Annotated in this window: 21 protein-coding genes; 18 read left to right on the plus strand and 3 right to left on the minus strand. The window is 37.9% G+C overall.

Annotated features, from left to right (window positions below; translation table 11 throughout):
- Nucleotides 1–35: 35 nt before the first annotated feature.
- Entirely contained in the window at nucleotides 36–800 is a 765-nt protein-coding gene (pgeF, locus tag EDD61_RS02725; RefSeq protein ID WP_132223839.1) for a peptidoglycan editing factor PgeF, read from the minus strand.
- A gap of 247 nt (nucleotides 801–1,047) precedes the next feature.
- Here pgeF and hrcA point away from each other — a divergent pair, with 247 nt between their 5' ends.
- The 8 genes from hrcA to EDD61_RS02765 all read left to right on the plus strand — a co-directional run bounded on the left by hrcA (nucleotide 1,048) and on the right by EDD61_RS02765 (nucleotide 10,931).
- Complete coding sequence (hrcA, locus tag EDD61_RS02730) at nucleotides 1,048–2,064, plus strand: heat-inducible transcriptional repressor HrcA (protein WP_020991171.1); 1,017 nt, start codon at nucleotides 1,048–1,050, stop codon at nucleotides 2,062–2,064.
- A gap of 9 nt (nucleotides 2,065–2,073) precedes the next feature.
- A complete protein-coding gene (gene grpE, locus EDD61_RS02735; RefSeq protein WP_008978934.1) occupies nucleotides 2,074–2,751 on the plus strand; it encodes a nucleotide exchange factor GrpE in 678 nt (225 codons plus the stop codon).
- A gap of 18 nt (nucleotides 2,752–2,769) precedes the next feature.
- Complete coding sequence (gene dnaK / locus EDD61_RS02740) at nucleotides 2,770–4,581, plus strand: molecular chaperone DnaK (protein WP_008978935.1); 1,812 nt, start codon at nucleotides 2,770–2,772, stop codon at nucleotides 4,579–4,581.
- Nucleotides 4,582–4,820: 239 nt separating this feature from the next.
- Nucleotides 4,821–5,930: a molecular chaperone DnaJ gene (gene dnaJ / locus EDD61_RS02745; RefSeq protein ID WP_008978936.1), complete on the plus strand. Its 1,110-nt coding sequence runs from the start codon at nucleotides 4,821–4,823 to the stop codon at nucleotides 5,928–5,930.
- Nucleotides 5,931–6,204: 274 nt separating this feature from the next.
- Nucleotides 6,205–6,408 carry a hypothetical protein gene (locus EDD61_RS02750; RefSeq protein WP_132223842.1) on the plus strand — a complete coding sequence of 68 codons (204 nt, stop codon included), beginning with the start codon at nucleotides 6,205–6,207 and terminating at the stop codon, nucleotides 6,406–6,408.
- Between the two features lie 137 nt (nucleotides 6,409–6,545).
- On the plus strand, nucleotides 6,546–7,262 hold the full coding sequence (locus tag EDD61_RS02755) for a response regulator transcription factor (protein WP_008689020.1): 717 nt from the start codon (nucleotides 6,546–6,548) through the stop codon (nucleotides 7,260–7,262).
- A 9-nt stretch (nucleotides 7,263–7,271) separates the two neighbouring features.
- On the plus strand, nucleotides 7,272–9,335 hold the full coding sequence (locus EDD61_RS02760) for a sensor histidine kinase (protein ID WP_132223845.1): 2,064 nt from the start codon (nucleotides 7,272–7,274) through the stop codon (nucleotides 9,333–9,335).
- A gap of 222 nt (nucleotides 9,336–9,557) precedes the next feature.
- Nucleotides 9,558–10,931, plus strand: a complete 1,374-nt coding sequence (locus EDD61_RS02765; RefSeq protein WP_008689018.1) for an MATE family efflux transporter — start codon at nucleotides 9,558–9,560, stop codon at nucleotides 10,929–10,931.
- Between the two features lie 119 nt (nucleotides 10,932–11,050).
- Here EDD61_RS02765 and EDD61_RS02770 read toward each other — a convergent pair whose 3' ends face one another.
- On the minus strand, nucleotides 11,051–11,596 hold the full coding sequence (locus EDD61_RS02770; protein WP_132223848.1) for a GNAT family N-acetyltransferase: 546 nt from the start codon (nucleotides 11,594–11,596) through the stop codon (nucleotides 11,051–11,053).
- The gene (locus EDD61_RS02775; protein ID WP_132223851.1) at nucleotides 11,593–12,369 is read right to left on the minus strand and encodes an HAD hydrolase family protein; all 777 of its coding nucleotides are present in this window, start codon (nucleotides 12,367–12,369) and stop codon (nucleotides 11,593–11,595) included. Before EDD61_RS02775 ends, EDD61_RS02770 begins: the two co-directional genes overlap by 4 nt.
- Nucleotides 12,370–12,467: 98 nt before the next feature.
- On the opposite strand from EDD61_RS02775, the gene uvsE reads away from it, so the two are divergent.
- From uvsE to EDD61_RS02825, 10 genes are all read left to right on the plus strand, one after another.
- Nucleotides 12,468–13,373 (plus strand): UV DNA damage repair endonuclease UvsE, encoded by a 906-nt coding sequence (gene uvsE / locus EDD61_RS02780; protein WP_132223854.1) that lies wholly within the window; start codon nucleotides 12,468–12,470, stop codon nucleotides 13,371–13,373.
- A gap of 47 nt (nucleotides 13,374–13,420) precedes the next feature.
- A complete protein-coding gene (locus EDD61_RS02785; protein ID WP_008689011.1) occupies nucleotides 13,421–14,095 on the plus strand; it encodes a hypothetical protein in 675 nt (224 codons plus the stop codon).
- Between the two features lie 162 nt (nucleotides 14,096–14,257).
- Nucleotides 14,258–14,620, plus strand: a complete 363-nt coding sequence (locus EDD61_RS02790) for an ankyrin repeat domain-containing protein (RefSeq protein ID WP_008689009.1) — start codon at nucleotides 14,258–14,260, stop codon at nucleotides 14,618–14,620.
- 18 nt (nucleotides 14,621–14,638) lie between these two features.
- Nucleotides 14,639–15,637 (plus strand): helix-turn-helix transcriptional regulator, encoded by a 999-nt coding sequence (locus tag EDD61_RS02795; RefSeq protein ID WP_132223857.1) that lies wholly within the window; start codon nucleotides 14,639–14,641, stop codon nucleotides 15,635–15,637.
- A 1-nt stretch (nucleotide 15,638) separates the two neighbouring features.
- The gene (locus EDD61_RS02800) at nucleotides 15,639–17,105 is read left to right on the plus strand and encodes a DUF2779 domain-containing protein (protein ID WP_132223860.1); all 1,467 of its coding nucleotides are present in this window, start codon (nucleotides 15,639–15,641) and stop codon (nucleotides 17,103–17,105) included.
- Nucleotides 17,098–17,952 (plus strand): DMT family transporter, encoded by an 855-nt coding sequence (locus EDD61_RS02805; protein WP_008689004.1) that lies wholly within the window; start codon nucleotides 17,098–17,100, stop codon nucleotides 17,950–17,952. The genes EDD61_RS02800 and EDD61_RS02805 overlap by 8 nt, the downstream gene beginning before the upstream one ends.
- Before the next feature lie 9 nt (nucleotides 17,953–17,961).
- The gene (locus EDD61_RS02810) at nucleotides 17,962–18,888 is read left to right on the plus strand and encodes a magnesium transporter CorA family protein (RefSeq protein WP_008689003.1); all 927 of its coding nucleotides are present in this window, start codon (nucleotides 17,962–17,964) and stop codon (nucleotides 18,886–18,888) included.
- Between the two features lie 326 nt (nucleotides 18,889–19,214).
- Nucleotides 19,215–21,743 (plus strand): ABC transporter permease, encoded by a 2,529-nt coding sequence (locus tag EDD61_RS02815; protein WP_132223863.1) that lies wholly within the window; start codon nucleotides 19,215–19,217, stop codon nucleotides 21,741–21,743.
- Nucleotide 21,744: 1 nt separating this feature from the next.
- A complete protein-coding gene (locus EDD61_RS02820) occupies nucleotides 21,745–22,464 on the plus strand; it encodes an ABC transporter ATP-binding protein (protein WP_017144623.1) in 720 nt (239 codons plus the stop codon).
- A gap of 4 nt (nucleotides 22,465–22,468) precedes the next feature.
- Nucleotides 22,469–24,940, plus strand: coding sequence for an ABC transporter permease (locus EDD61_RS02825; RefSeq protein ID WP_132223866.1), 2,472 nt, complete (start codon nucleotides 22,469–22,471; stop codon nucleotides 24,938–24,940).
- Nucleotides 24,941–24,944: the final 4 nt, after the last annotated feature.

A 24,944-nucleotide genomic window follows, 5' to 3' on the forward strand; every position in this document is an offset into this window, starting at 1 on the left:
CAGTGAAAGTAAAGGCTGGTTTTGTTTCTTTTAATTTAACGTTTCATCATAATAAAGCTAAGATGTCTGCCACAGTCATGATCTCTGCGATAGCTGAACAGCGCTTCATTTGGCTGAAAGGTATCGTTTTTATTTACCGTTATTTGTTCTTCGGGAACACCTAGCTGTAACAGCATGGCTTTATTTAATCCTTTGTTGTTTACCAATGCCTTGCCATTTTGCAAATAGGTGATATAAGCGGATGTATCAAAGCTCATCTGCTGCACTTTTTCAATGACATCTTGACCTACCTCAAAGCTATGATAGTTAATGGCAGGACCGATGTAGGCATGCAGATGGGCAGGCTGTACCCCTTCCTGTGCGAGCAAATAGGCAACACTTTTTCGTGTGATTTCTTTTACGGTACCTTGCCATCCACTATGAATCGCCGCAATTAGGTGGGTGAATGGATCATACAACAGCACCGGTACACAGTCGGCATGAAAAACACCAAGGGCAATATGACTTTCTCTTGTATATAAAGCATCACAATCCGCAATACCATCCACATAAAGCAAGCTGCCCTTTCCTGCATCTGCCTTTGTTACTTCATGCATATGATCACTATGGGTCTGCTGTGCAAATACCCATTGATTTAGAGAAATATCAAGATCCTCGCTTAATCCTTGGCGATTCGCAATTACATCAGTCAGGTTTCCTCCCACATGTAAAGCCATATTGTTGTCTTCTTTTACTTGAACATCACGCAGCGTTGTTCCAGCTACGATATCTTCATTATCTTTCCATATTATTTTATTCATAATAACCTTCTCTTTCTTCTCTATAGTATACGATTTTGATAAGAAAACTTTCTTATTTTCATAATAGAATTACATACAGCGAAAGTATAGCATGCTTTTTTTAAAATGCAAACGCCTTTGCCTCTAAGAAAGGAGGCATATGGCAAAGGATTTTTAGGAAATTAGCACTAAAGTGTTGACAGTGCTAATAAAAAGGAATATACTGTTAGCAGACATAGAGGTGGAGTGCTAGAAAGGAGTGAAAGACATGCTAACAAATCGCCAGATATCCATATTTAAAGCAATTGTTGATGAGTTCACCAGAACAGCAGAACCAGTTGGCTCTAAGCGATTGATGGATTTGTTAGAGTTCACTTGTTCCAGTGCTACCATACGAAATGAAATGGCTGCATTAGAGGATGTCGGCTTGCTGGAAAAAACACATACCTCCAGCGGACGCATTCCAAGCAGTAAAGGGTATCGCTTCTATGTTGAACATCTGATGGAGAAGCAACTTGATGAAGGAGTTAAGAATTCTCTTCAGGAAGTATTCAAGGAACGCCATTACTCAATGGATGAAATCGTCAAGAAAAGCTGTGACATCCTATCGCAGATGACATCATTAACATCTGTCGTGTTAGGACCGGAAAGCAAGTATCAAACCTTGCAGCACATTCAGCTATTTCCTTTGACAGAACGCAGTGCAGTCGCCGTCTTTATTACAGACCATGGGCATACGGAAAATAAAACGTTCCATTTTAACACCGAGGTCAGTATAGACGATATCAAGACCTGCTGCAATTTGTTGAATGATAAGCTGAGCGGCACACCGATCAATGAGGTCGTGGAGCGCATGCAGGAAATTGAGCCTTTATTAGCTAGTCATGTCGCACGACATGAAGTCTTGTTTGAAGCCTTCGTCAGTGCTTTCATGAAATTCGCTACGGAGCATGTGTATTGCAGCGGTAAAACCAATATGTTATACCAGCCGGAATTCGCAGATATCGAAAAGCTCAAGGAATTGATGAAGATGTTGGAAGACAGCTCTTTATTCCGTCAGATTGCCAATCACGAAGGCAACATGGCAATTGAAATCGGCGGTGAAAACGAATTGATCCATATGAATGATGTTGCTGTTGTCAGCAGTAAGTTCAAAGTTAATGACAATGAAGAAGGTGAGCTGATGATCGTTGGTCCAACCCGCATGCAGTATAGCCGTGTCGTTGCTTTGATGGAGTATATGAGCAAGGTTCTTGAAGATTTGTATCGACAGGAAGAAGTATAGGAGGTCATCATGCAGGAAGAAAAAGAATTGCAACAAGAAACAACATGTGACTGTGAAAAAGAAGCGTGTAAAACCGAAGAAGTAAAAGAAGCTGGCAAAGACGAAAAGGCAGCGGATAAAGAAGTAAACAAAGATGCGAAGGCAGATGATAAAGAAGCAAAAAAAGATGCCAAAGCTGAAGAAAAAGAAGAAAAGAAAAGCGCGAAGTTCTCAAAACGCAAGCGCATTGAAGAATTAGAAGAAGAAGTCGCTAAATTAAAGGAAGAAGTCGCTGCCAGCAAAAATGCGTATTTCAAGGCATATGCAGATGCAGAAAACTTAAAGAAGCGTTTGCAGAGTGAGGCAGACAACGTACGAAAATATCGTATCCAGGGATTCGCTACTGAAGTATTACCGGTATTGGATAATCTGGAAAGAGCACTTGATGTAAAGGTTGAAGATCCTAACATCAAAAATTATGTGAAAGGATTTGAGATGATTTATCAGCAGCTGGTACACATTTTGGAAAATGAAGGTGTCAAAGTAATTGAAGCACAGGATAAACCATTTGATCCAAATTATCACCAGGCACTGATGCAGGAGGCCAAAGAAGGCGTAGAATCCGGTATGGTCATTGAAGTTCTGCAGAAGGGTTACATGTTAAAAGATCGCGTATTACGTGCAGCACTCGTAAAAGTGAGTGAATAAATTAAGGAGGAAATTCATATGAGCAAAATTATTGGTATTGACTTAGGTACAACAAACAGCTGTGTCGCTGTGATGGATGGCGGAGAATGTAAGGTTATTACAAATCCGGAAGGAAATCGTACAACACCATCTGTTGTCGCATACAAAAACGGTGAAAGAATTGTCGGTGATGCCGCAAAACGTCAGGTAGTCACAAACAAAAATACTGTTTCATCTGTAAAACGTTTAATGGGTACAAATGAAAAAGTAGAATTGGAAGGAAAACAGTATACACCTCAGGAAATCAGTGCGATGATCCTGCAGTATTTGAAAGGTTATGCAGAAGATTATTTAGGAGAAAAAGTAGAAAAAGCGGTGATTACAGTGCCTGCTTACTTCAACGATGCACAGCGTCAGGCTACAAAAGATGCTGGTAAGATTGCTGGTTTGGAAGTAGAACGTATCATCAACGAACCTACAGCTGCAGCTTTGGCTTATGGTATCGATAAGACAGAAAAAGAACAGAAAGTTTTGGTATATGACTTAGGTGGTGGAACATTTGATGTTTCTATCCTGGAATTAGCAGATGGTACTTTTGAAGTATTATCAACAAACGGTGATACGAAATTAGGTGGCGACGACTTCGATAACGTTGTTGTTGATTGGATGGTTGATACCTTCAAGAAAGAAAACGGTGTTGACTTACGTAAAGATACAATGGCAATGCAGCGTTTAAAAGAAGCTGGTGAAAAAGCAAAGAAAGATTTATCCGGTATGGTACAGACACAGATTTCTTTACCATTCATCTCAGCAGGTGCTGATGGACCATTGCACTTTGAAGCTACTTTAACACGTGCAAAATTTGATGAAATGACAAAACACTTGGTAGATCGTACAATGGAACCTGTTCGCAACGCACTGCGTGATGCTGGTTTAACAAAGAACGATATCCATCAGGTATTGTTAGTAGGTGGATCTACACGTATTCCAGCTGTTCAGGAAGCTGTTAAGAATGCTTTAGGCAAAGAGCCTAACCGTTCAGTAAACCCTGATGAAGTAGTTGCTATGGGTGCTGCTATTCAAGGTGGTGTTATCCAGGGTGATGTAAAAGATGTATTGTTGCTGGATGTTACACCATTAAGCTTAGGTATTGAAACTATGGGTGGTGTCATGACAGTATTGATTCCACGTAATACGACAATTCCTACAAGCAAATCACAGGTATTCTCAACAGCAGCTGATAATCAGCCAGCCGTTGATATCCGCGTATTGCAGGGTGAACGTCCAATGGCAAATGATAACAAGGAATTAGGTATGTTTAAACTGGATGGTATTGCTCCAGCACGTCGTGGTGTTCCACAGATTGAAGTAACTTTCGATATTGACGTTAATGGTATCGTTCATGTATCTGCGAAGGATAAGGGTACTGGTAAAGAACAGTCTATCACGATTCAGAACACTAGCGGTTTAAGTGATGAAGAAATCGATCGTATGGTACGTGAAGCAGAAGAACACAAAGCAGAAGATGAAAAACGTAAAGAAGAAATTGATTTACGTAACCGTGCAGAAGGCTTTATCGCACAGATTGATGGTATGTTAGCTGACAGTGGTGATAAGATTGACGCTAAACAGAAAGAAGAAACACAGAAATTGCGTGATGATTTACAGAAATCACTGGATGAAAATGATATGGCAGCTGTGAAAGAAAAACTGGATGCTTTGGAAAAAGCAGCACAGGCAGCTAGTGCACAGATGTATCAGCAGCAGGCAGGAAATCCTAACGATGCTGGTAATGCACAGGGTGCTAACGATGACAATGTCGTAGATGCTGAATTTGAAGAAAAGAAATAAAATGTTTGACGACTACAAATCCTAGTGCTTGCGCTAGGTTTTGTATGTTGTTAGAAACGGTATCTAAGATGATAGCGAGTTTGTTGTCATAATGAGAATGATGTGTCATAAATAAAATAAAGAATGGTATTTGTGGCAAAGTATGATAAAATAAAACCCGGTATGAAGAAATGTAACATGAATATTTATGGAACATTTTATCATTTATTTATAACAAGCAATTCAGGAAGGTGATGAGCATGGCAGAAAAACGAGATTATTACGAAGTCCTTGGATTAAGCAAGGGTGCAAGCGAGGATGAAATAAAAAAGGCATATCGTAAGATGGCCAAAAAATATCACCCGGATATAAATAAAGAACCGGGTGCAGAAGAAAAATTTAAAGAAATAAATGAAGCTTATGAAGTATTGAGCGATCCACAGAAAAAGGCAACCTACGATCAGTTTGGTTTTGCCGGTATGGATGGTGCACAGGGCTTTGGCGGTGGCGCCGGATTCGGTGGATTTGAAGATCTGAGCGATATCTTCGGTTCTTTCTTTGGCGGAGGCTTTGGCGGTGGAAGTCGCCGTGCCAGCAATGGACCACGTAAGGGAAATGATCGTTTCATGCAAATGCGCATTGATTTCATGGATGCTATCTTTGGTAAAACCGAAACGATTACAATTGATGTGGATGAACAATGTGATGAATGCATGGGCAGCGGTGCACGCAGTAAATCTGATGTGAAATCTTGTAGTCGTTGTGGTGGTACAGGTACTGTAACTCAGCAGCAGCGTACACCATTTGGTGTTTTCCAATCACAAACGGTTTGTCCGGATTGTAATGGTACAGGGAAAACGATTGCCCACAAATGTCCAAAATGTCATGGAAAAGGCTATGAGCATAAGCGTGTAAAGCTGGATATTAAGATTCCGGCAGGTATTCAATCTGGTCAGCAGGTTCGTGTGCCAAACAAAGGTGAACGTGGTGTAAATGGCGGTCCTAATGGTGATTTATATATCGAAATCTTAGTTACTCGTCATAATCAGTTTGTCCGTGATGGCAATGATATAAGAATCAGTGTACCAATCAGTGCGATTGATGCGACGTTAGGTTGTAAGATTGATGTACCTACAGTGTATGGAGATGTAGAATTAACCATACCGGCAGGTACACAATATGGACAACAGTTCCGCTTGAAAGGTAAGGGTGTAAAATCACCTAGAGGTTCGCAAGGTGATCAGTATGTGGAAATCACAGTTGAAATACCTAAAAAGCTTTCTCGTGAAGAGAAGGAATTATATGAGAAGATACGTAATCGTAAAGATCATGAAAGTCCATTTGAAAAATTCAAGAATGCGTTTAAATAGTAAGAAGAAAGATACAAACAAATTACTTGTTGTGTCTTTTTTTATATGAGATTGAATTTAATATTGGTCTTTTAAGTAATCTAATCTATGATACCGAAATTTAGGTTGGTTTTACGTTCATACAAGGATTCTAGCTGATGGAGAATAATTAAACGCAAGGAAGTATCATAATTCATCTTCGTTATGTCATTGTTTAGAAATTTTTAAGATTTTATTTCAACAGTTGATAAGAACTATCCTTCATACTGATAACAGTAAGAAAGAGGAGATGAAGATGAAAAAACAAAGAAAACAAATTAGTTTTGCCATCATCTGTATACTGGTTACGATTGCCTTATGTATCATCATTGCATCTACCCCCTTTTTAAGAACGATTGATACAATGGATGGTATCGTATTGGCAATGGCAGTTGGCTTTATGATAAAAACCACCTTACAGCGCTATATGATACAGCAACAAAAACGGTGGGAGGGATAAGATGGAACTATTTGTATACTGCATCTGTACGGTATGCACGTTTGCAGGATTTCTTCTGCATAGGAATATCTAAGCTTTCCAAGTGAATAGAAATCGGTTAAAATAGAACAAGTAAATAAGAGAGGGCGTTGAAACATATGGAACATACCGTATTAGTTGTTGAAGATGAACAAGGAATCCGCGAGGCAATCGCAATATATCTAAAGAATCAGGGCTATCAAGTGTTGTTAGCGGAAAATGGAAAAGAAGGACTTGACTTGATTCATACCAATGATGTACATTTGGCAATCGTAGATATCATGATGCCGATCATGGACGGTATCACTATGACGATGGAATTGCGTAAAAACTATGATTTCCCGGTGATTTTTTTAAGCGCGAAATCAGAGGATATCGATAAAATCAATGGTTTAAATATAGGAGCGGATGATTATGTCACAAAACCTTTTGGCTCAATGGAATTATTAGCACGTGTGCGTTCTCAATTGCGCCGGTATGAACAAATATTATCGCTACAAACAGCATCCAAACAAGATAAAACAGAGAAAAATCCCCATCGTTTCTGTGTCGGCGGATTAGAACTCGATACCTATACAAAGGATGTATATGTAGATGGCAGGCGTGTCAAATTGACTCCGAAAGAATTTGCTATTCTTCAATTGTTGATGGAATCCGCAGGAAGAGTGTACTCTGCAAAACAGATTTATGAGCAAGTATGGGAAGAAGAAGCCATCAATACAGAGACAATCATGGTACATGTTCGTAAATTGCGTGAAAAAATTGAAGTGAATCCTCGTCAGCCACAATATTTGAAAGTGGTATGGGGCGTAGGATATAAAATTGAAAAAGGATAGGTGAAAAGCATGAAGCAAAAAAGAATATTTTTAAGTGTATGGATCATGTTGCTCAGTGTGATCAGCATAACTATATGCAGTTTTTATCCATCATCTAAAATGGATAAAGAGAATATGCATAAAACCATTCAGAATGTACTGGGCGATGAATTGTTCTTCTATGCACTCAGTATGAATCAATTTGCGGATGAACAATGGTCCTATCCAAGGTTTTCAAATTTTCCTGAAAAAAGTCATTTTGAAGATGAGTATATAAGCTTGATGGATCGAGCAGTCTCCTGTTTCCAAAATGATGAAAATGTACAATATATCGTTTATGATGCAAATACAAAAAAACGATTAGCAGCGAATGTCAAGGATGATTTAAGTGAAAATAATAGTATGTTTTATGGCATAGGAACTTTTAAGAAAGATGGTTCTTTACAGCTGAGCGGAGATTTTGGTAACTATACGAATGGTGCTAAAGATTATTTTGTGGATTGTATGAATACGTTTATCCGTGATCCTTCCTTATATGATCAAAAAAATGATGCAAAGGTTTCTTTTCGTAATGATTTTACAGTTGTTATACGCATCCCTGAGAAATTAACAAATAATGGTATGTATGTTTATGATACAATTTATGACAGATATGAATATACTCCTTACGTGTTTATCGCTATGGGAGTAGGTGCTTGTATTTTAGCTTTATTCATACTTCTAGTACCGATTCGTATCGTAGAACAATGTCAACCGTTCAAAATTTTTGCGCAAATCAAGTTTGAAATCAATTCCATTTTAGCCTGTTGCCTGATTACCTTTGGCTGCATGGGTGTAGTGGTGCTTTCTAATTATACGATGAATGGCTTATTGGCTGAAATATTGTTACGATATGAAATATGGGATGGCATAAGCCTACTTGCGAACCTTGCGGCATGGATGTTGTTATTTGCTTATTTATCAATCATTTTCTTTTTGCTAAAGTATATAATTGTCCATGGTGTGATTCGCTATTTGAAAGAGGACACCTTCATTGGCAGTATCATTCGGCGTTTTAAGCATTATGTTAATGCTTTAGCAGATGTAGAACTAGATAAATTGAATCAGAGTTTGATCAAACTGCTATTGATAAATTTGCTAATCGTTATTATCTTTTGTTCCTTGCAGGGATTTGGTATCATCCTTTCCTTTGGATATACAATTGCTCTTTTCTTTTGGCTGCGTGATAAGTTGAAAGAGGTAAAATTAGAGTATCAAGAATTACTAGAGAATGCAAAGGCGATGGAAGAAGGACGTTTTGATTATGAATATACACATGTAGATGGTGTATTTAAAGAACTACAACAGGAATTAACCCAAGTGCGCAGTGGTTTTGAAAAAGCTGTGCGTGAAGAAACAAAATCGCAGTTAATGAAAACGGAGCTTATCAGTAATGTATCACATGATTTAAAAACACCATTGACCGGTATGCGAAATTATGTTGAATTGTTGCAAGATACGACATTGTCAGAAGAAACAAGAACACAATATGTACAAATGCTTGCTCAATATACACAGCGTTTAAGTCGTCTGATTGAAGATTTATTTGAGGTTAGTAAAGTTAATAGTGGAAACATTCAGTTAAATCTTATGGAGTTAGATGTCAAAGCATTAATCGAACAAGCACAAGCTGAATGTAGTGAATTATTACAAGAGAAGCATTTACAGGTCATTACTAGCTTTGATCAAGAACAATATTTGGTTGCGTTAGATGGCGATAAAACCATGCGAATTTTTGAAAATTTATTTATCAATATCGGGAAGTATGCATTGGCCAATACAAGAGTTTATGTGATGGTGAAAGCAGAAAACGAAACGGTGATAATCACCATGAAAAATATATCCGCGGAACCATTAAATTTTGATGAAACGCAAATTGTCGAACGTTTTCAACGAGGTGACTCTTCTCGTCATGGAGAAGGAAGTGGTTTAGGCTTGGCAATCGTTAAAAGCTTTACGGAGATTCAAAATGGTCAATTCCATATTGAAGTAGATGGGGACTTATTTAAAGCTATCGTGCAATTCGCTTTGCCTTCTGATGCAAATATAAACTGATAAACAGTAATCGCACAAAGCATGCTAGTTTAAGAATTTCTTAGCTATGCATGCTTTATTTTATCCTCAATCGTTTTCATGAAAAGAAGCTCATAGGAAATCGATGAAGTTCTTATAAGACATCACCTGTGATAATAGTTTTTTCATTTATATCCAGTATAAGAATTGCTAAAAACCTTCTAGGTATGGTACTATAACCACACTATAGAATTGAGGGATATAATGAAGAAATATGTAAATTTGTTAGATGGTGCGATACTTCCGGCATTAAGCTCATTAGCACTACCTATCATGGCAACCAGTTTGATACAAATGGCATATAATCTTACCGACATGCTATGGATTGGCAGAATCGGGGCAAATGCTGTGGCATCTGTCGGTGCTGCCGGTATGTTCATGTGGCTTTCCAATGGCCTAGTCACCTTAGCCAAGATGGGTGCTCAGGTCAAAGTTGCACATTCTTTAGGCGCACAAGATCAAAACAAGGCAGCATGTTATGCCCAAAGTGCCATACAGATGGGCATTGTTTTCGCATTGGCATTTGGTTTTGTCACGGTCGTTTTTTCACGGCAAATGATTGGCTTTTTTAAATTAAACAGTGCACAGGTAGCAGGCGATGCACAAAGTTATTTAATCATCACCTGTGGCCTGGTGATTTTCTCATTTCTTAATCAGATATTCACGGGTATTTTGACAGCCATGGGAAATTCTAAGACTTCCTTTATAGTGACCGCTTTGGGATTGCTCATGAATATCCTCTTAGATCCTATTTTTATCTTTGGTTTTGGTGGGATACCGGCGATGGGAGTGCGTGGGGCAGCTATAGCTACAGTAATGGCCCAAATGATTGTTTGTCTATTATTTCTAATGGCAATAAGAAAAGATACACTTATTTTTTTACAAGTACATATTCTTTCACATATACACAAGGAAGAAATGAAGGAAATATTTCGTATTGGGCTGCCTATTGGATTACAAAGTATGTTGTTTAGCAGCATCTCTATGGTGATAGCACGCTTTATTGCCGGTTGGGGTGATGCAGCCGTTGCAGTGCAAAAGGTTGGCTCACAGATAGAATCCATTTCTTGGATGAGTGCGGAAGGCTATGCCGCTGCTTTAAATAGCTTTGTAGCTCAAAATCATGGTGCGCATAATGCACAGCGTATTCGCAAGGGATATCGTTTGTCTATGAGATTGATGATAAGCTGGGGCATCCTTTGTAATTTGATATTGCTTTTATTTCCGCAGTTTATTTTTCAGATTTTCATCAATGAACCAAAAGTCATTTGGATGGGCGTAGATTATTTACGTATCTTAGGTTTCTCCCAGTTGTTTATGTGTATGGAAATTACTACTGCCGGTGCTTTTAATGGTTTAGGTAGGACATTGCCACCTTCGATTATATCCGTAACCTTGACGGCCGCTCGTATACCTTTGGCAATGTTGCTGGGAAATGGGCTTGGTTTAAACGGTGTTTGGTGGGCCATTACCATAAGCTCCATTTTTAAAGGTGTGTTACTGTTTGGTTGGTTTTTATGGGATATGAAAAAACCGGATTTCTTAGTTCAAGACCATCCATCAAAAAGTATTTGTTAAGTTCTTTGTAAGCGATAAAGATATAAAAAACATCCAAATAGAAAGGGTCTGTACTGGTAAGCGTTGATATTCCCAAGCGAATCACCTATCTGGATGTTTTTTTATTTTCATAGTGGTTGTTATGGATGAAGGATAGCCATGATAAGAATATCGTGATAATTGCCATCATAATATAAGCCATCTTTTTTTCGTCCTTCTATCTGATAGCCACAACATTCATACACATGTTGGGCACGAGGATTGTAATCAAACACTTCCAGTTCAATGCGATGAAGCTGTAAGGTATACAATCCAAAATCCGTAACAGCTTTTACGGCCTGTTTACCGATGCCTTTATTTGTTTGTGTACTTGAAAATAAAGCAATTCGAAAACCAGCCATGTTAGCATCCCAATCAATGTCATTTAAAACAGCTTCCCCAATTAACTCGTCTTGATATGTAAATATTAAAAAATCATAGCGATCATCTGCTTCAGCAATACGTTCGACATAATCGTAGATCATCTTTTTGCTAAACGTTTGTGTCGTTCCGGTAAAACGTCTCACTTCCTCATCTTCTTGCGCAAAACCTTTCTCATAATACATGGCGGCATCTTCTTTTCGTAGCAAACGAAGATAACAGTCTTGTACATACAAAACATCTGTTGTTTGTTTCTCATGTCTCATGCAATCCACCCAAACTTTTTACAAGCCTTCCATATTCCATCACGTGTATTAGTATCTGTCACATAATCCGCTTTTTTCTTCAAGACTTCTTTAGCATTTCCCATCGCGATACTTGTCCATTGTGAATCAAACATGACCAAATCATTTGTATCATCACCAAATACAACAACATCTTCAGCTTTTCCATCAATATAGCGTAACATGTCTATAATACCATCTTTTTTTCGGTCATGTTGAATTGTTAAGTAAGCATCGACGAAGCGGAGCTGGCCGACTTCTTTTAATAAAGGAATGCGATCTTCTTCATCAATAGGTACGGAGATATATAATTTATAAATATCTTTTGCATCCTCAATGCGAAAGTTTTGATCATACACATAGCGTGTAGGTTCTTGACGTTCTCCACATTGTTTTACAAACGTGTCATCTATCCCATAAAGGTCAATAGAATCATCTAGCATTGCTAATACACCATATCCAGCATTGATTGCTTGATGATATAAGGCAATACTTTGTTCACGATCTAAGGGAATGTTTTGGATAAGTTCATCGTTTACTACGAGTGCATTTCCTCCGCAACAAACCATGTTATGCAGATGGACGCTTTCCATAAAGGGTCGTGCCTTATAATGTGCACGCCCTGTGGCAATCGCCACAAAATGTCCGTTTTTTTGCAGCTCATCTAGTGCTTTCTGAGCACTAGGTACGATTTTTTTAGTAGCATTGTCGGTTAATGTACCATCAATATCAAAAAAGATATATTTCTTCTTCATTGTAATCACCTTTCTATTTGGTATTATCATACAGGAAACAAAGAATTTTGACAAGAATAGTGGGCCATACAAGAGCCATCCTAACAATAGGTGATAAGATGAAAATTGGATATGCTTGTACACTGGCATTACAGGATGATACAAAAATGCGTAGCTGTATCGCAAAAAATGCGAGTGAGTTGCGTTTAATAGAACTGATAGATCACAATTTAACCGCTTTATCAAATATTCTGACATATAATCATCAACAGGGAATTAAAATGTTTCGCATTAGTTCAGACATCATACCTTTTGGCTCTAGTCCTATCAACAGTGTTGACTGGCAGACTTTGTTTCAGTCAGCCTTTACTTTCTTACAAGAACAAATTAAACGCTATGATATGCGGATTTCTATGCATCCTGGACAATATACGATTATAAATTCTCCTAATCCGGAAGTGGTACAAAGAGCGATTGCTGATTTACAATATCATTGTGCGCTTTTGGATCTTTTATGTGAGGATGCCACGCATAAGATGGTGTTACATGTGGGTGGGGTATATGGCGATAAACAGGAAGCGATGAAACGTTTTATGGCAGAATATCGAGAATTGGATGAGACAATCAAACGACGTTTGATCATTGAAAATGATGATCGCTATTATACATTAGAGGATGTCTTATGGATCGCGGAAAAAATCCAGATACCGGTGGTCTTCGATAATTTGCATCATAAATTAAATCCATCTCTTACCAATCTTAATGAAAAACAATGTCTAGCGTTGGTAAAGCAGACTTGGAAATCCGTTGATGGGCGCATGAAGATGCATTACAGCGAACAGGATCCGTTAAAACGTGCCGGTGCCCATGCCTCATCTATTGACATAGAGACATTTTTGGAATTCTGCAAAGATTTACAAAAAGAGGAAGTTGATATCATGTTAGAGGTTAAAGATAAACATGTTTCTGCATTGTGTGTGATAGAAGCATTGCGAAATAAATATCCATGGCTGCTTGAGGAATAAAGTAAAAAGCCCTGTGCATACTAAAGATTGACAAGGAGGAATCAGTAATGAAAAAAACAATGAAAGTATTGCTGGCAGCATTTCTGTTCACAGGTATATTACAAGGCTGTAGCAGTAATAACAATGAAACCACTGGTAAGGAAAATCAAAGTGATACCGGTGATGTTGCAAATGATGTAAAAAATGATATTGATGACAGCATTGACAATGTCATGAGCTTCTTCAATAACAAAAAAGTTGAGCTTGAGAATATGCAGCCAATCAAAAATATGGAATTTGCGGCATATGAAGGAAAAAGCTTTGAGGTGAATGGCAAAACAGCTTATCTATATCGTGTAAAAAGTAATGATGAAAACATGAAAAAAGTCTTAAAAGAGGCTAGAGAAAAAGGTAAAGTACGAGTAAATATCAAAAATAAAGAAATGGAGTATGGAGCAAAAGTAAATGGAAATTTCTTACTGTTATATGACCCAAATGCTGATATGAACGATGTCTTAACAACATTTGATGGTTATACAAGTGGTGGAGTAAATGCAGGAACAAGCGCCAAAGATACGACCAATACGCCAACAAGTGATGGTGCATATGGAAATGCCAAAACAAACGATCCCAATGCCGGTAATACGACAAGTGGGAATCAAAATGGTGATGTGAATAATAATGGTAAAACAAATGCCAACAATACCAATGGAACCAATGCTGCAGGACAAAATGAAAACTAAGTAAATATAAAATAAATCTTTCTATATATGAATTGTAGGAAGATTTTTTTTGCTGTACAGATAATAAAAAAAAGTTTATACTATTTTTATATTGTTACACAAATAATGTAACAATGAGGTTTATGATATAGCCGTAAAGATAAGGAAAGAGGTTGAGGCTATATGATAAACGAGAGAAAAATGGCAAAGGAATTATTAAATGCAGTTTGGAACAAGGAAACGGAAAGAATCAAGGAACTTTTAGATTTTGGGGCGGATCCCAATTGGATTTTCAATGGCTATCCCATCTTATTACATGCTGTCTATACGCGTAATGTAGATGCTGTTCTGGCATTTTTAGAAGCAGGAGCATATCACACGGAAGAGGCATTAGGTTTTGCGTTAGAAAATGGAATAGGTGAAGTCGTGGCGGCTTTAGCACCCAAAGGTATCGTACCAAAGAAAAAAGAAGTTGAACCGGTTTTTGGTTCTTTTCCATCCCGCTATAGTCCATTGGACTATCATCCAAAGGTCATACGTTCCTAATGGGAAGGATGAGAGGAAATGAAACGCAGTGCACGCTGTATTCAAATGTTGCAACTATTAAAAGCAAGAGGTTTTTTATCAAGAGAAGAATTAGCGACATTATTAGATACAAATATACGCAATGTATCCGAATATCGCAAAGAACTTGAAGAGGCAGGCTATTCCATCATTAGCACGACCGGCAAATATGGCGGTTATCAGCTGGATGCATCCTGTCTTTTTCCAATTGTCGGTTTACGGCAAGAAGAGGTTAAGGCGGTGAGTGAGGCGATCAGCTATATGAAGAGTCATGATGATTTTTTGCTGTTGCCACAATTTTTATCTGCGATGGATAAATTAATGGCAACGCTTACTATGGAAAAAAAGGAAGGCAGTATTTATGTGAAGGGCAATACCCCATTACTTAATCCAATGTTAAAGGAATTTATCATGCGAATGGATGGTGCTCGTAATGATCAACTTGCTGTTGATATTGTATATAAAGGAATGCATGCTAAAAATTTTGAAAAGGTACGTATTCATCCATATGAAATCTTGAACGATGCAGGGAGCTATTATTGTTTAGCATATTCATTGAAGGCAAAGGATTATCGAAATTTTAAGTTTAGTGAAGAGCGTATGAAAAAAGTGCAAGTAAGTGATGTGAAATTTCAGCGGGATGCTGATTTTCAAGTAAGTGAGCATATTGGCAAAAAGGGTCTTATTCGTAATGAGGTTTATGAATTGGATGTATTGATACATGGTGAGAGTGCTTTGTTAGTAAGTGAAAAAATGATTGGCATCGATCCGAAAGGTGAATGGATAGATGAACATGTTTTACATTTCACAACGATCATGGAAGGGAAAATTCCAGCTATGCAGTTTCTGTTATCTTTGGGTAATCAGGTCGAAGTAAGAAAACCCCTCTCTTTAAAAGCGGAACTAAAACATATTGTAGAAGACATGTTTCGACAATATCATGAAACGAAGGTTCCAACTTATGATATAATACAAGATAGAGAAAGTGTGGAGAAATAAAATGTATCATATTACCGATATAAAAAAGATGGAACGTTGTGAACGTTTGTTTTGGTTAAGTAGAAGAGTTCAAAAGTCATTTACTCCTTATGTGCAATATACAGAAAGTATGACTTCGCTGATGAAAGAACGTCTGTTGTTGCCAAATGATTGTTTTGAAGGACAGGCAAATGATGATCCTGCTTTAGCGTTGCAGGCTTTCGCAGAGAAAAAGCCATTGGTCAATGCCCGTTTTGCATATGAAGATTTACGTATCAAAGTTCCTGTACTTATACAGGAGGAAGGTAAGACCATCCTGTATATGAGTTATCGCAGCTGTTACCCTAAGGAACAGGAAGCTCAATATATCGCCGATATCATTGCGGTGTTGCAATTGTTGGATATTAGAATAGATGAAATCTATGCCATTCATTTGAATGCGGAGTATATACGGGGAAAAACATTAGATGTACATGCATTACTTACCATCAGTGATCATTTTTATAATTCACATAATCGCCCTGGTAAAAATATTTTTCAGCTTGTACAAATGAAACTGCGAGATATTCGCCCATTGCTTGAGAATATGCGTATATTAGATGCATTGGATGAGATAAAACCAAAGCGGACATCGTTTTGTACTAGAGGAAATAAATGTTCTTTTTATAAAGAATGTTTTCAAGAAGAAAGTCAACCTGGCGCTATTACTAATCTAGTTCAATCACAGCATAAATATGCGATGAAAGAAGAGGGAATCCAACGTTTAAAGGATGCCGATCTTGATCGTATTGAAGGAACACGCCATCAATATGCCCAGATCATGGCGGATACATATGGCGGGCTGTATGTGGATGTTGCCGCTTTAAAAACTTGGCGCAAAGATCATATCAGTTATCCCCTTTCTTATCTGGATTTTGAATGGGAAACGTATGCCTTTCCACCTTATGAAGGAATGAAGCCTTTTGATGTTTTGACCTTTCAGTTCAGCCTCCATGTTGAAGAGGAAAAAGGAAAGACATTACAACATACTGGTTTTATCGGTGAGAAAGATTGTCGCCTTGCCTTTATAGAAGCTTTGTTAGCAAGTGTACCGAAAATGGGAACGATTTTAGTTTATAATATGGAGGGGGCTGAGAAACTGCGCTTGGTACAATTGGCCCAACAGTTTCCGCAATATGAAAAAGCTTTGATGCAGATATGGGAACGCATGGTGGATTTATCCCTGCCTTTTTCCACCGGAAATGTTTATGATGTACGTATGGCAGGTCTGTTTTCTTTAAAGACGTTGGTGCCGATTTTCAGTTCTTATCATTATGAAGATTTGGCCATTTCTTATGGATTAGATGCGGTAGCAAAATGGCGGGAGTATCAAGAAAGTGAAGGTACTAAGAAACAACAAATCTATGAGGAGTTAACACAATATTGTGCAATGGATACTTATGCAGAATATATCGTCTATCATGCTTTAGAAGGATTTATGGATGTTTAAGCGACTGCAACGTAGTGATTATGAGATGATCTTAGCAATGATCATCTTTGGCACACTTGCTCCATTTGTACGCAATGTAGCAACATCCAGTGCCACCATAGCTTTTTCAAGAACCTTGTTGGGAGCTATCGTATTGCAAATTATGCTCCTTTTTAAACGACAGACGCATTCTTTAGCGAAAGGTGAAAGAAAGCTTATGGTATTATCTGCAGCTGCGTTAGCCGGTAATTGGATTTTTTTATTTGAAAGCTATCGTTATGTCAGTGTGTCCATAGCAACCATGCTGTATTATACAGCTCCTATATTGGCTTTGTTATTATCTTTTATATTCTTTCATGAGCCACTTACCAAACGTCAAATAGGATGTTTTATATTAACCTTGATTGGCTGTATTCTCATTTCATGGCAACCACAAAGTGCATTTAACTTACGTGGTGTGATTATGGGATTATGTGCTGCTTTCTGTTATGCAATGATTTTATTACTACAACGTTTTCGAAAGCCGATGCCTGGATTATTATTGACAAGTTGGCAGTTATCGATTGCGGCCATCCTACTTGGCATATATTTAGTAATAAGTAAAGATACCACCATGTTACATATATCGTTAGCCCAACTTCCCTGGTTGTTATGCATTGGTATTGTTCATACTGCATTGGCGTATTATTTATATTTTCATGCATTGGCTCACTTAGCTTTAGCACGTAGTGCATTATATAGTTATCTCGATCCGTTGACTGCTATATTACTATCTTTTCTAATCTTGCAAGAATCGTGTACAGGAATGCAGGGAAGTGGAATCGTCTTATTATTTAGTGCTATGCTCTTATATTCATATCAGAAATGAGGTGTCAATATGCTGTATCGATTAGAACAAAAAATGATTCCTATTACACTAGATGATGTCAATGATACCGTGTTATGTGCAGGCGTATATCGCATGGCGGAAATGGAACCATTACTTGCCCATTTTGGCTTTGCCCCACAGACATTGCGGGAATTGAAAGAACATCATCAGCATACGGTTAATAAGTTAGATGCTTATTTTGGTTATTGCTTTGGTCTTGTGCATGAAATTATAAAACAGGATGAAGAACTTTCTTTTATTCATATTGGTGTATATTTTAAAAAGAACCTCATCTTACTAGTTTGTGAAGATGAAAAAGCATTGCAGCGATTTCAACACAGGTTAGAGTTAATACCAAACACCAGTTATAGCCTAGAACATGTTTTGGCTATTCTTTTAGAAAGTGTTTTGGCACCTATGCATCCTCTATTTGAATCTATTGAGAATACAATCATGCAGATGGAAGAAGATATTTTGAGTATGCAAAAGGTGACGATGACTGCCAATATCATGAAGATTCGTCGTGAAATCACGATGCTGTCACATTACTTTGCACAAATGATGGATATCGCCGAGGAGTTACAACAAGATGAAAATGATCTATTTCAAAAAGATCAGTTGCATCATATTCGTATTTTTGCCGATCGTGTGCAACGCTATGAACAAAGCGTGCAAATGCTAAAAGATTACATCATACAAGTACGCGAATTGCAGCAGTCACAATATGATTTGAATCTAAACCGTATGATGTATGTTTTTACGATCGTAACCATCATCTTTTTACCTCTTACATTGATTGTTGGATGGTATGGCATGAACTTTACGACTATGCCGGAATTAACATGGCGCTATGGCTATCTTTTCGTGATTGCTTTATCACTCATTACGATTGTTGGTTGTATCTGGTATTTTAAGAAAAAAGATATCTTACAATAGGAGCAGATGAAAAATGTGTATGGTGTTAAGAAAAAGCGATAAGAGTAATTGTATAATTGATGCAGAAGAGCGCATTGGTTATTCTTTTCTAGATTCAAGATTGGTTATAAAATGAATACGAGAAAAAGGCTTTTACGATACAATATTCTATCCAATCAAATACAGCATTCTTTTGCCCCTGATATTTCATCGGTATGAAGAAAAGATTTTATAGCAGCACTCGCTGCTTTTTTTTTGTAAACTCATAAAATTATCTTGAAAATTTTCAAAGAGTTATGAAAAAACCATCATGTTGTGCTACAATATAAGAAAAGGGAAATGAGCATATGAAAAAGAGGGAACACACAAAGACACCTTTCCTGTTACGGTTAGGGTGTTTTTCAAAAATCGCATGTATATATAAAGCGCTGCATTATCAACAGCGTTTTCAGCAGTTTCTATTGATGATCCTTTTGTTATTTGCCATGTTATCGGTATCCATCAGCGTTAGTGTCTTTACGCGTAGTGATTCTATCGTAGCACGCATTGATCAGATGCATGCCACACATACCGCAATCATTTCCGATTCACCAAAAGGAATGTATAAGTTTTTAGATGTCATACAGAAAGAAGAGCATTGCTTTGACTATTATGAAAAGACAAGCGTCTTTCCGTATGCCCCATATCCAGGAAGCTCTATCCAAGGATCTTTCCCCTTGTATATTGAAGGCTATGTGAAAAGTGATGCTAACTATCCTTTATTGGATGGCAAACCTCTAGAAAAGCTAATAGGAAATGAAATTGCCATCACCCAAAGCTATGCCAAACAGCTGGAAGATAAAGGCATCCAGGTACTTGGTCATAAGGAAGTCATCAAAGATCCACCCAATGGAAAAACGTATTCCTTTGTGATTGCTTCCATCATGGAATATCCCAACTATAACCAAGGGTATATCGGACAAAACGATATTAATAAAGTCGATATGTTCACGATTGCCAAACCAGCCGTTGCAATTGGAAATTATGAAACAATCAAGAAGCTGGAAAAAGCCTCTATCTATGGCAATGCCATGGCAAAGATACGCTTTCATGATTATCATGAGCAGGATGAATATGACCTACGTTCACGCATGTATCTGGATTATACCTATATTACCGGAGAGATGGCTTCCTATCCTGATTTCCGTCTGTTAGCAGAAGAGATGAATGCGAATAAGATCATGAATGGGATCTTTCAGTTTGTATCGCTATGCGTTACCATCTGTATGCTAATCAGCTCTTGCTTTGTGCTTTATGCTTTTATGAAACGGAAGCTGATAAAGGATCAGGAAAAATTAAGCTTAATGTTTATGAATGGGGTTCGCCGTTTGAATATCCGCAATGCCTATTTGCTGGAAATCGTACAAATCTTTTTACAGGCCTTTATCATTCATCTTATCCTTCTGTTTATGATGCAATGGTTTCTGCATGTCTTGAACCGTTATGATTTATTATTGCTGTTTACATTATCAATGAAAGGATGGCTCTTGATCATTGGCAGTACACTGTTATTTTTAGCAGCCTTGCTCTTTCAGGTAACACTGCAGGTACGTTCCTGTTTTAAAGGCAATTTGGTAACGGCAATACGCTCGCGCTCTTTGCATTTGAAACATCATAAGAGCATACACTATCGCTATCAAAGCTTACAAATGGCGTTGCGTGATATCGTAACCACTCCATTTTCCAGCCTGCGCAGTGTCGTTTCTTTGGCCTTCGTGTTTGTGACCTTGCTGGTATTAAGTGGTACTTCTACCATCTTATTTCATCTATATACACCAGAAACGTTTGGTTTATCTTTCGATTATATGTTAAAAGGACCTATCTCCTTTTCATCTTTTACAAAGCTGCAAAAAACATATCTGGATGAAGATTTCGTGTTTGTCGCTGCGGAAAGTGCAGATACCAGTGTCTATCGTTGTTTTATGGTCGATGATCGCAGCAATCGCGATGAAAATCTCTATCATTATTATCCGGGATTATTGATGATCATGGATGGACCTTTGGATAAATTTCTTCCTTTACGAAAGGGAACCTATCCACAGGAAGCCAATGAGCAGCACTTAGGTGAGCGTGCCTTTGAGTTACAATATGGCATGACGACCAGACGTTTAGAACATGATTTTGGCTTATACACCATGCAAGATAAAAAGGTGGCACAAGATGATACATTACGTACGAAAACTTATGTAGAGTATAGTCTTAATCATTACTTATCCGCATCCCAGTTACATGGCTTTACAGAATCCATTATCAATAATGGGTATATTACATTCTTTCGCGCAAAGCGAAGACCTTTAAATACCTATTGGTATCCGGAAATTCCAACGACATTGCTACGCTTAAAGGATGAAAAGCAAGCAGCTACTTTTGAAACGACATGTAAGCAACAAGGAATCACTTATGTTCGCTACAAGGATATCTTAGATGTGCTGCAGGAGAATAACAATGCCTTACAAGCACGCTTATTTGCTATTATGGCAGGAGTTGCCAGCTTAACGATCTTAGTTGGCTGTATGACGATGTATGCAAATGTCCAAAGTGACATCGAAGAAAAACGTCGGGAAGAAGGCTATCTGTTAAAACTGGGCTGGCAAAGAAACATGCAAAAGAAACGATTGCTGTTGCATGAAATTATTTTGCTGGTTATGGCGTTCTTGCTGGGGTTATTGCTATATGCGGTATTCAAACTACCTTATTTTGCTATTTTGCGTGATTATCTAGGTTTATATACGTTGCCATCCGCATATTCAATAATGCCATGGCTAATGGCCTTGTTATGTGCAGGCGGTGTCTTACTGTTATTGGTTATCGGAAGACATCGTGGAAGGGAGATATAATATGATTGATGTAAAAAACTTGCGAAAATCTTATCAGACGCAAGATAAGATCGTTGAAATCTTGAAAGGTATCAATATTCATGTAAATCCCGGTGATTTTATGATCATCATGGGGGAAAGCGGCAGTGGAAAGACGACCTTTCTGAACTGTGTTTCCGGTTTTGATACGATTGATGAGGGAAGTATTGAAATTGGTGGCACTAAGCTAAATGAAATCAAAGGCAAAGCGTTAGAACAATTGCGTTTGCATCAGTTTGGTTTTATCTTTCAGGACAATTATTTGATTGATAATTTAACAATCTTAGAAAACGTAGCGATTACTCGTTTGCAATACGATGCGAAAGCGTATGAAAAAGCAATTGAATTATTGAAGAAGGTGCATATTGATCATTTAAAGGATAACTATCCATCTCAGGTGTCCGGAGGAGAGAAACAGCGTTGTGCGATTGCCAGAGCCTTGGTAAATGAACCAAAGATCTTGTTTGCGGATGAACCAACCGCAGCCTTGGATCGACAGACTGCTGATGAAATCATGAACATCTTAAGTGAGTTGAATAAACAAGGACAAACGATCTTGATGGTAACTCATAGTCCGCGAATTGCCGCATATGGAACAAGAATGGTGTTTGTGGAAAGTGGGGTATTTGAATGCGATGAAGCCTTTACCGGTGATGATCTAGAAGCCAACTATCAGCGAGTGATGGAAATCACGGAGCGCTAAGCTTATGAAACTTGTATATAAAACGTTGCATCAGAAACAGATGTTTACACATGGCTTATTGATCGTACTGCTGTTTTTATCTATGCTGTCTTTACAAGTAACCTGCACGGTTTTTACGAAGAATCAAAGCATGGCAAAACGTATTGAACATTTAGATGTTGCCACAACAACCATCTTCAGCAGTCCTTCGATGAATTTTGATACGTATCTGAAAGAATATCAGGAACAAGGTAAATTTAACTTCACGTATGAAAAAGGTAGTGCATGGCCATACCTGCCTTATTCAACTAGCTGGATGCAGTCAAAATTTCCATTATATTTAGAAAGCTATATTCAAAGTGATGATGCATACCCTTTGTTAGAAGGAAAGCCATGCAAAGAATTAAAGGGTAATCAGATTGCCGTTATGAACGGCTATGCCAATGCTTTACGAAAACAAGGCATAGAACCCTTGCATCATCAAATTAGTATTCAAGATGATATGGGAAATGCGCATACCTTTCAAATTGAAAGCATCCTATATTATACAAACTATGAAGATGGCTATGTGAATCATAAAAATGAAGACGCAATAAAAGATTATCAAATCTTACCACCGGCTGTTGGTATCGTAAAACAAGAAACTTTGCAAAACTTACGTAATGAGATTATCAAAGCCAAAGGAGAAGGTGCGACAGGGGCCTTCAGTACGATGTTAAAAGTACGTTTTGATAGTTATGATATGCAGGATGAATATGAATTTCGCCAGGATGCTTTAGATACCTATTATATGTCATCGGCAGATTTTCGTTTATTGGCGGATGAATTAAATGGCAATCGAGTACAAGATGCTATCTTCCGTTTTGTGTCAATGAGTGTAACGGCATGTTTATTGCTAAGCTGCTTATTTGTTCTATATGCCTTTTTAAAGCGGAAACTGCTGGATGATCAGGAAAAATTAAGTATTCTTGTCATCAATGGCATCACCAAACGCAATATCCAAAGAGCTTATGATCTGGAATATGGACGATTGTTTGTATTCGCAATCCTTTATCTAATCCTTTTTGATCTTTTCACATATCTTGTTCTTCAGCAGCAAAGTGATTATATTTTGCGCTTACTATTTACCATGTCATGGGAAACGGCAAAATGGTTGTTACCTTTATTAGTTGCTTTCATCATTGTTTTAATGCTGATGATTCGTTGGCAAGTGCATCGCTGCTTCCATGGCAATTTATTTCGACAAATCAAAGGAAAACATCTGTCGGTAAAACGGAAACGACGTGTCATCAGTTATCGCTTTCAGCCACTGCATATGGCAATGCGACAATTTCAGACAGATCCATTTATGGGAATACGGAATATCTTCTCTTTAGCCGTTATTTTCTTAACGATCCTGCTTTTGTCCATGACGCAAGGAATCTTATCACATTTGTATACACCGGCTACCTTTGGCTTACAATTTGATTATCAAATAGCTGCGGGTATGCCTTATGATGATTATGAAAAAATCAAACCATATATAAAAGAATATGCACTTCTAGAGATGAACAAAGAAGAAAATGGTATTATGAAAGAATATATGGTAAATGATCGCAGTACACGCGAGAGTGTAGATTTTCGTTATTTTCCGGGGATGCGTTTGGTATTAACCGGAGATTTGGATGAATTTCTTCCATTACGAGAAGGCTCTTATCCACGGATTCCGGATGAAAAACATAACGGAATAGATTATTCCAAAGAGCGTGCCATGGTGCCGCGGCGCATTCAATATGATTTTGATAAATATATCGCCAATTCGGATTATGTAAATCAACATCCTGAATATGCCAATGATACGTATGCCGAATTTGTCGAAGGCTTTTCCGTTCATGGCGCAGCGATTTATGGTTTTACAGAATCCATTATGAATCAAGGCTATGTCGCTTTTACATCGCGAAGAAAAAGTCCGGTTGACAAAGTCCATTATCCATATCTTCCTAAGATGTTGGTAAAGGTCAAGGATGAGAAAGCAAAAGCAGATATGGAAAAGATGATGAAACAAAGTGCATTAACGTATGATTCTTATGATAGCGTCTTAGCGATGCTGCAGGAAAATAATGATGAATTGAACCAGAAGCTGCGATATGTCATGAGTGTTGTCTTTGGAATGGAAATCCTTGTGTTAGCCATTACGCTATACGCCAATGTCATGGCCGATAAGGCGCAGCAAAAAGCGATGTATACATGTTTTGCACGCATCGGTGTTAAGAACAGCTTGCGTCGGCGCAAAGAATTTTCTTATGAAGCGTTGATGCTGCTTCTGGCCTTTCTTATGACGGCGTTGCTGTATATACTTGTACAATATCCGTATTTTAATGTATTAGGCATTTATCTTGGTGTATATGAATTACCTTCATCGTTAAGCATGATGCCTATGCTGATGGTAATCTTCGTTATCGTATTAAGCGCAGGAATGCTGTTTTATGGAAAAGCGCAGCATAAAAAGGAAGGGTGAACAG

The organism is Longicatena caecimuris, from assembly GCF_004341945.1.
In the GTDB taxonomy this organism is placed as follows: Bacteria; Bacillota_I; Bacilli_A; order Erysipelotrichales; family Erysipelotrichaceae; genus Longicatena; species Longicatena caecimuris.

What these genes read in the sequence shown, in the direction of transcription:
- pgeF (WP_132223839.1), bottom strand. Translation starts at nt 800, where the DNA reads ATGAATAAAATAATATGGAAAGATAATGAAGATATCGTAGCTGGAACA.
- EDD61_RS02815 (WP_132223863.1), top strand. Translation starts at nt 19,215, where the DNA reads ATGAAAAAGAGGGAACACACAAAGACACCTTTCCTGTTACGGTTAGGG.
- grpE (WP_008978934.1), top strand. Translation starts at nt 2,074, where the DNA reads ATGCAGGAAGAAAAAGAATTGCAACAAGAAACAACATGTGACTGTGAA.
- EDD61_RS02775 (WP_132223851.1), bottom strand. Translation starts at nt 12,369, where the DNA reads ATGAAGAAGAAATATATCTTTTTTGATATTGATGGTACATTAACCGAC.
- EDD61_RS02795 (WP_132223857.1), top strand. Translation starts at nt 14,639, where the DNA reads ATGAAACGCAGTGCACGCTGTATTCAAATGTTGCAACTATTAAAAGCA.
- EDD61_RS02765 (WP_008689018.1), top strand. Translation starts at nt 9,558, where the DNA reads ATGAAGAAATATGTAAATTTGTTAGATGGTGCGATACTTCCGGCATTA.
- dnaK (WP_008978935.1), top strand. Translation starts at nt 2,770, where the DNA reads ATGAGCAAAATTATTGGTATTGACTTAGGTACAACAAACAGCTGTGTC.
- EDD61_RS02800 (WP_132223860.1), top strand. Translation starts at nt 15,639, where the DNA reads ATGTATCATATTACCGATATAAAAAAGATGGAACGTTGTGAACGTTTG.
- EDD61_RS02760 (WP_132223845.1), top strand. Translation starts at nt 7,272, where the DNA reads ATGAAGCAAAAAAGAATATTTTTAAGTGTATGGATCATGTTGCTCAGT.
- EDD61_RS02770 (WP_132223848.1), bottom strand. Translation starts at nt 11,596, where the DNA reads ATGAGACATGAGAAACAAACAACAGATGTTTTGTATGTACAAGACTGT.
- EDD61_RS02805 (WP_008689004.1), top strand. Translation starts at nt 17,098, where the DNA reads ATGTTTAAGCGACTGCAACGTAGTGATTATGAGATGATCTTAGCAATG.
- EDD61_RS02810 (WP_008689003.1), top strand. Translation starts at nt 17,962, where the DNA reads ATGCTGTATCGATTAGAACAAAAAATGATTCCTATTACACTAGATGAT.
- dnaJ (WP_008978936.1), top strand. Translation starts at nt 4,821, where the DNA reads ATGGCAGAAAAACGAGATTATTACGAAGTCCTTGGATTAAGCAAGGGT.
- hrcA (WP_020991171.1), top strand. Translation starts at nt 1,048, where the DNA reads ATGCTAACAAATCGCCAGATATCCATATTTAAAGCAATTGTTGATGAG.
- EDD61_RS02790 (WP_008689009.1), top strand. Translation starts at nt 14,258, where the DNA reads ATGATAAACGAGAGAAAAATGGCAAAGGAATTATTAAATGCAGTTTGG.
- EDD61_RS02755 (WP_008689020.1), top strand. Translation starts at nt 6,546, where the DNA reads ATGGAACATACCGTATTAGTTGTTGAAGATGAACAAGGAATCCGCGAG.
- EDD61_RS02785 (WP_008689011.1), top strand. Translation starts at nt 13,421, where the DNA reads ATGAAAAAAACAATGAAAGTATTGCTGGCAGCATTTCTGTTCACAGGT.
- EDD61_RS02825 (WP_132223866.1), top strand. Translation starts at nt 22,469, where the DNA reads ATGAAACTTGTATATAAAACGTTGCATCAGAAACAGATGTTTACACAT.
- EDD61_RS02820 (WP_017144623.1), top strand. Translation starts at nt 21,745, where the DNA reads ATGATTGATGTAAAAAACTTGCGAAAATCTTATCAGACGCAAGATAAG.
- uvsE (WP_132223854.1), top strand. Translation starts at nt 12,468, where the DNA reads ATGAAAATTGGATATGCTTGTACACTGGCATTACAGGATGATACAAAA.
- EDD61_RS02750 (WP_132223842.1), top strand. Translation starts at nt 6,205, where the DNA reads ATGAAAAAACAAAGAAAACAAATTAGTTTTGCCATCATCTGTATACTG.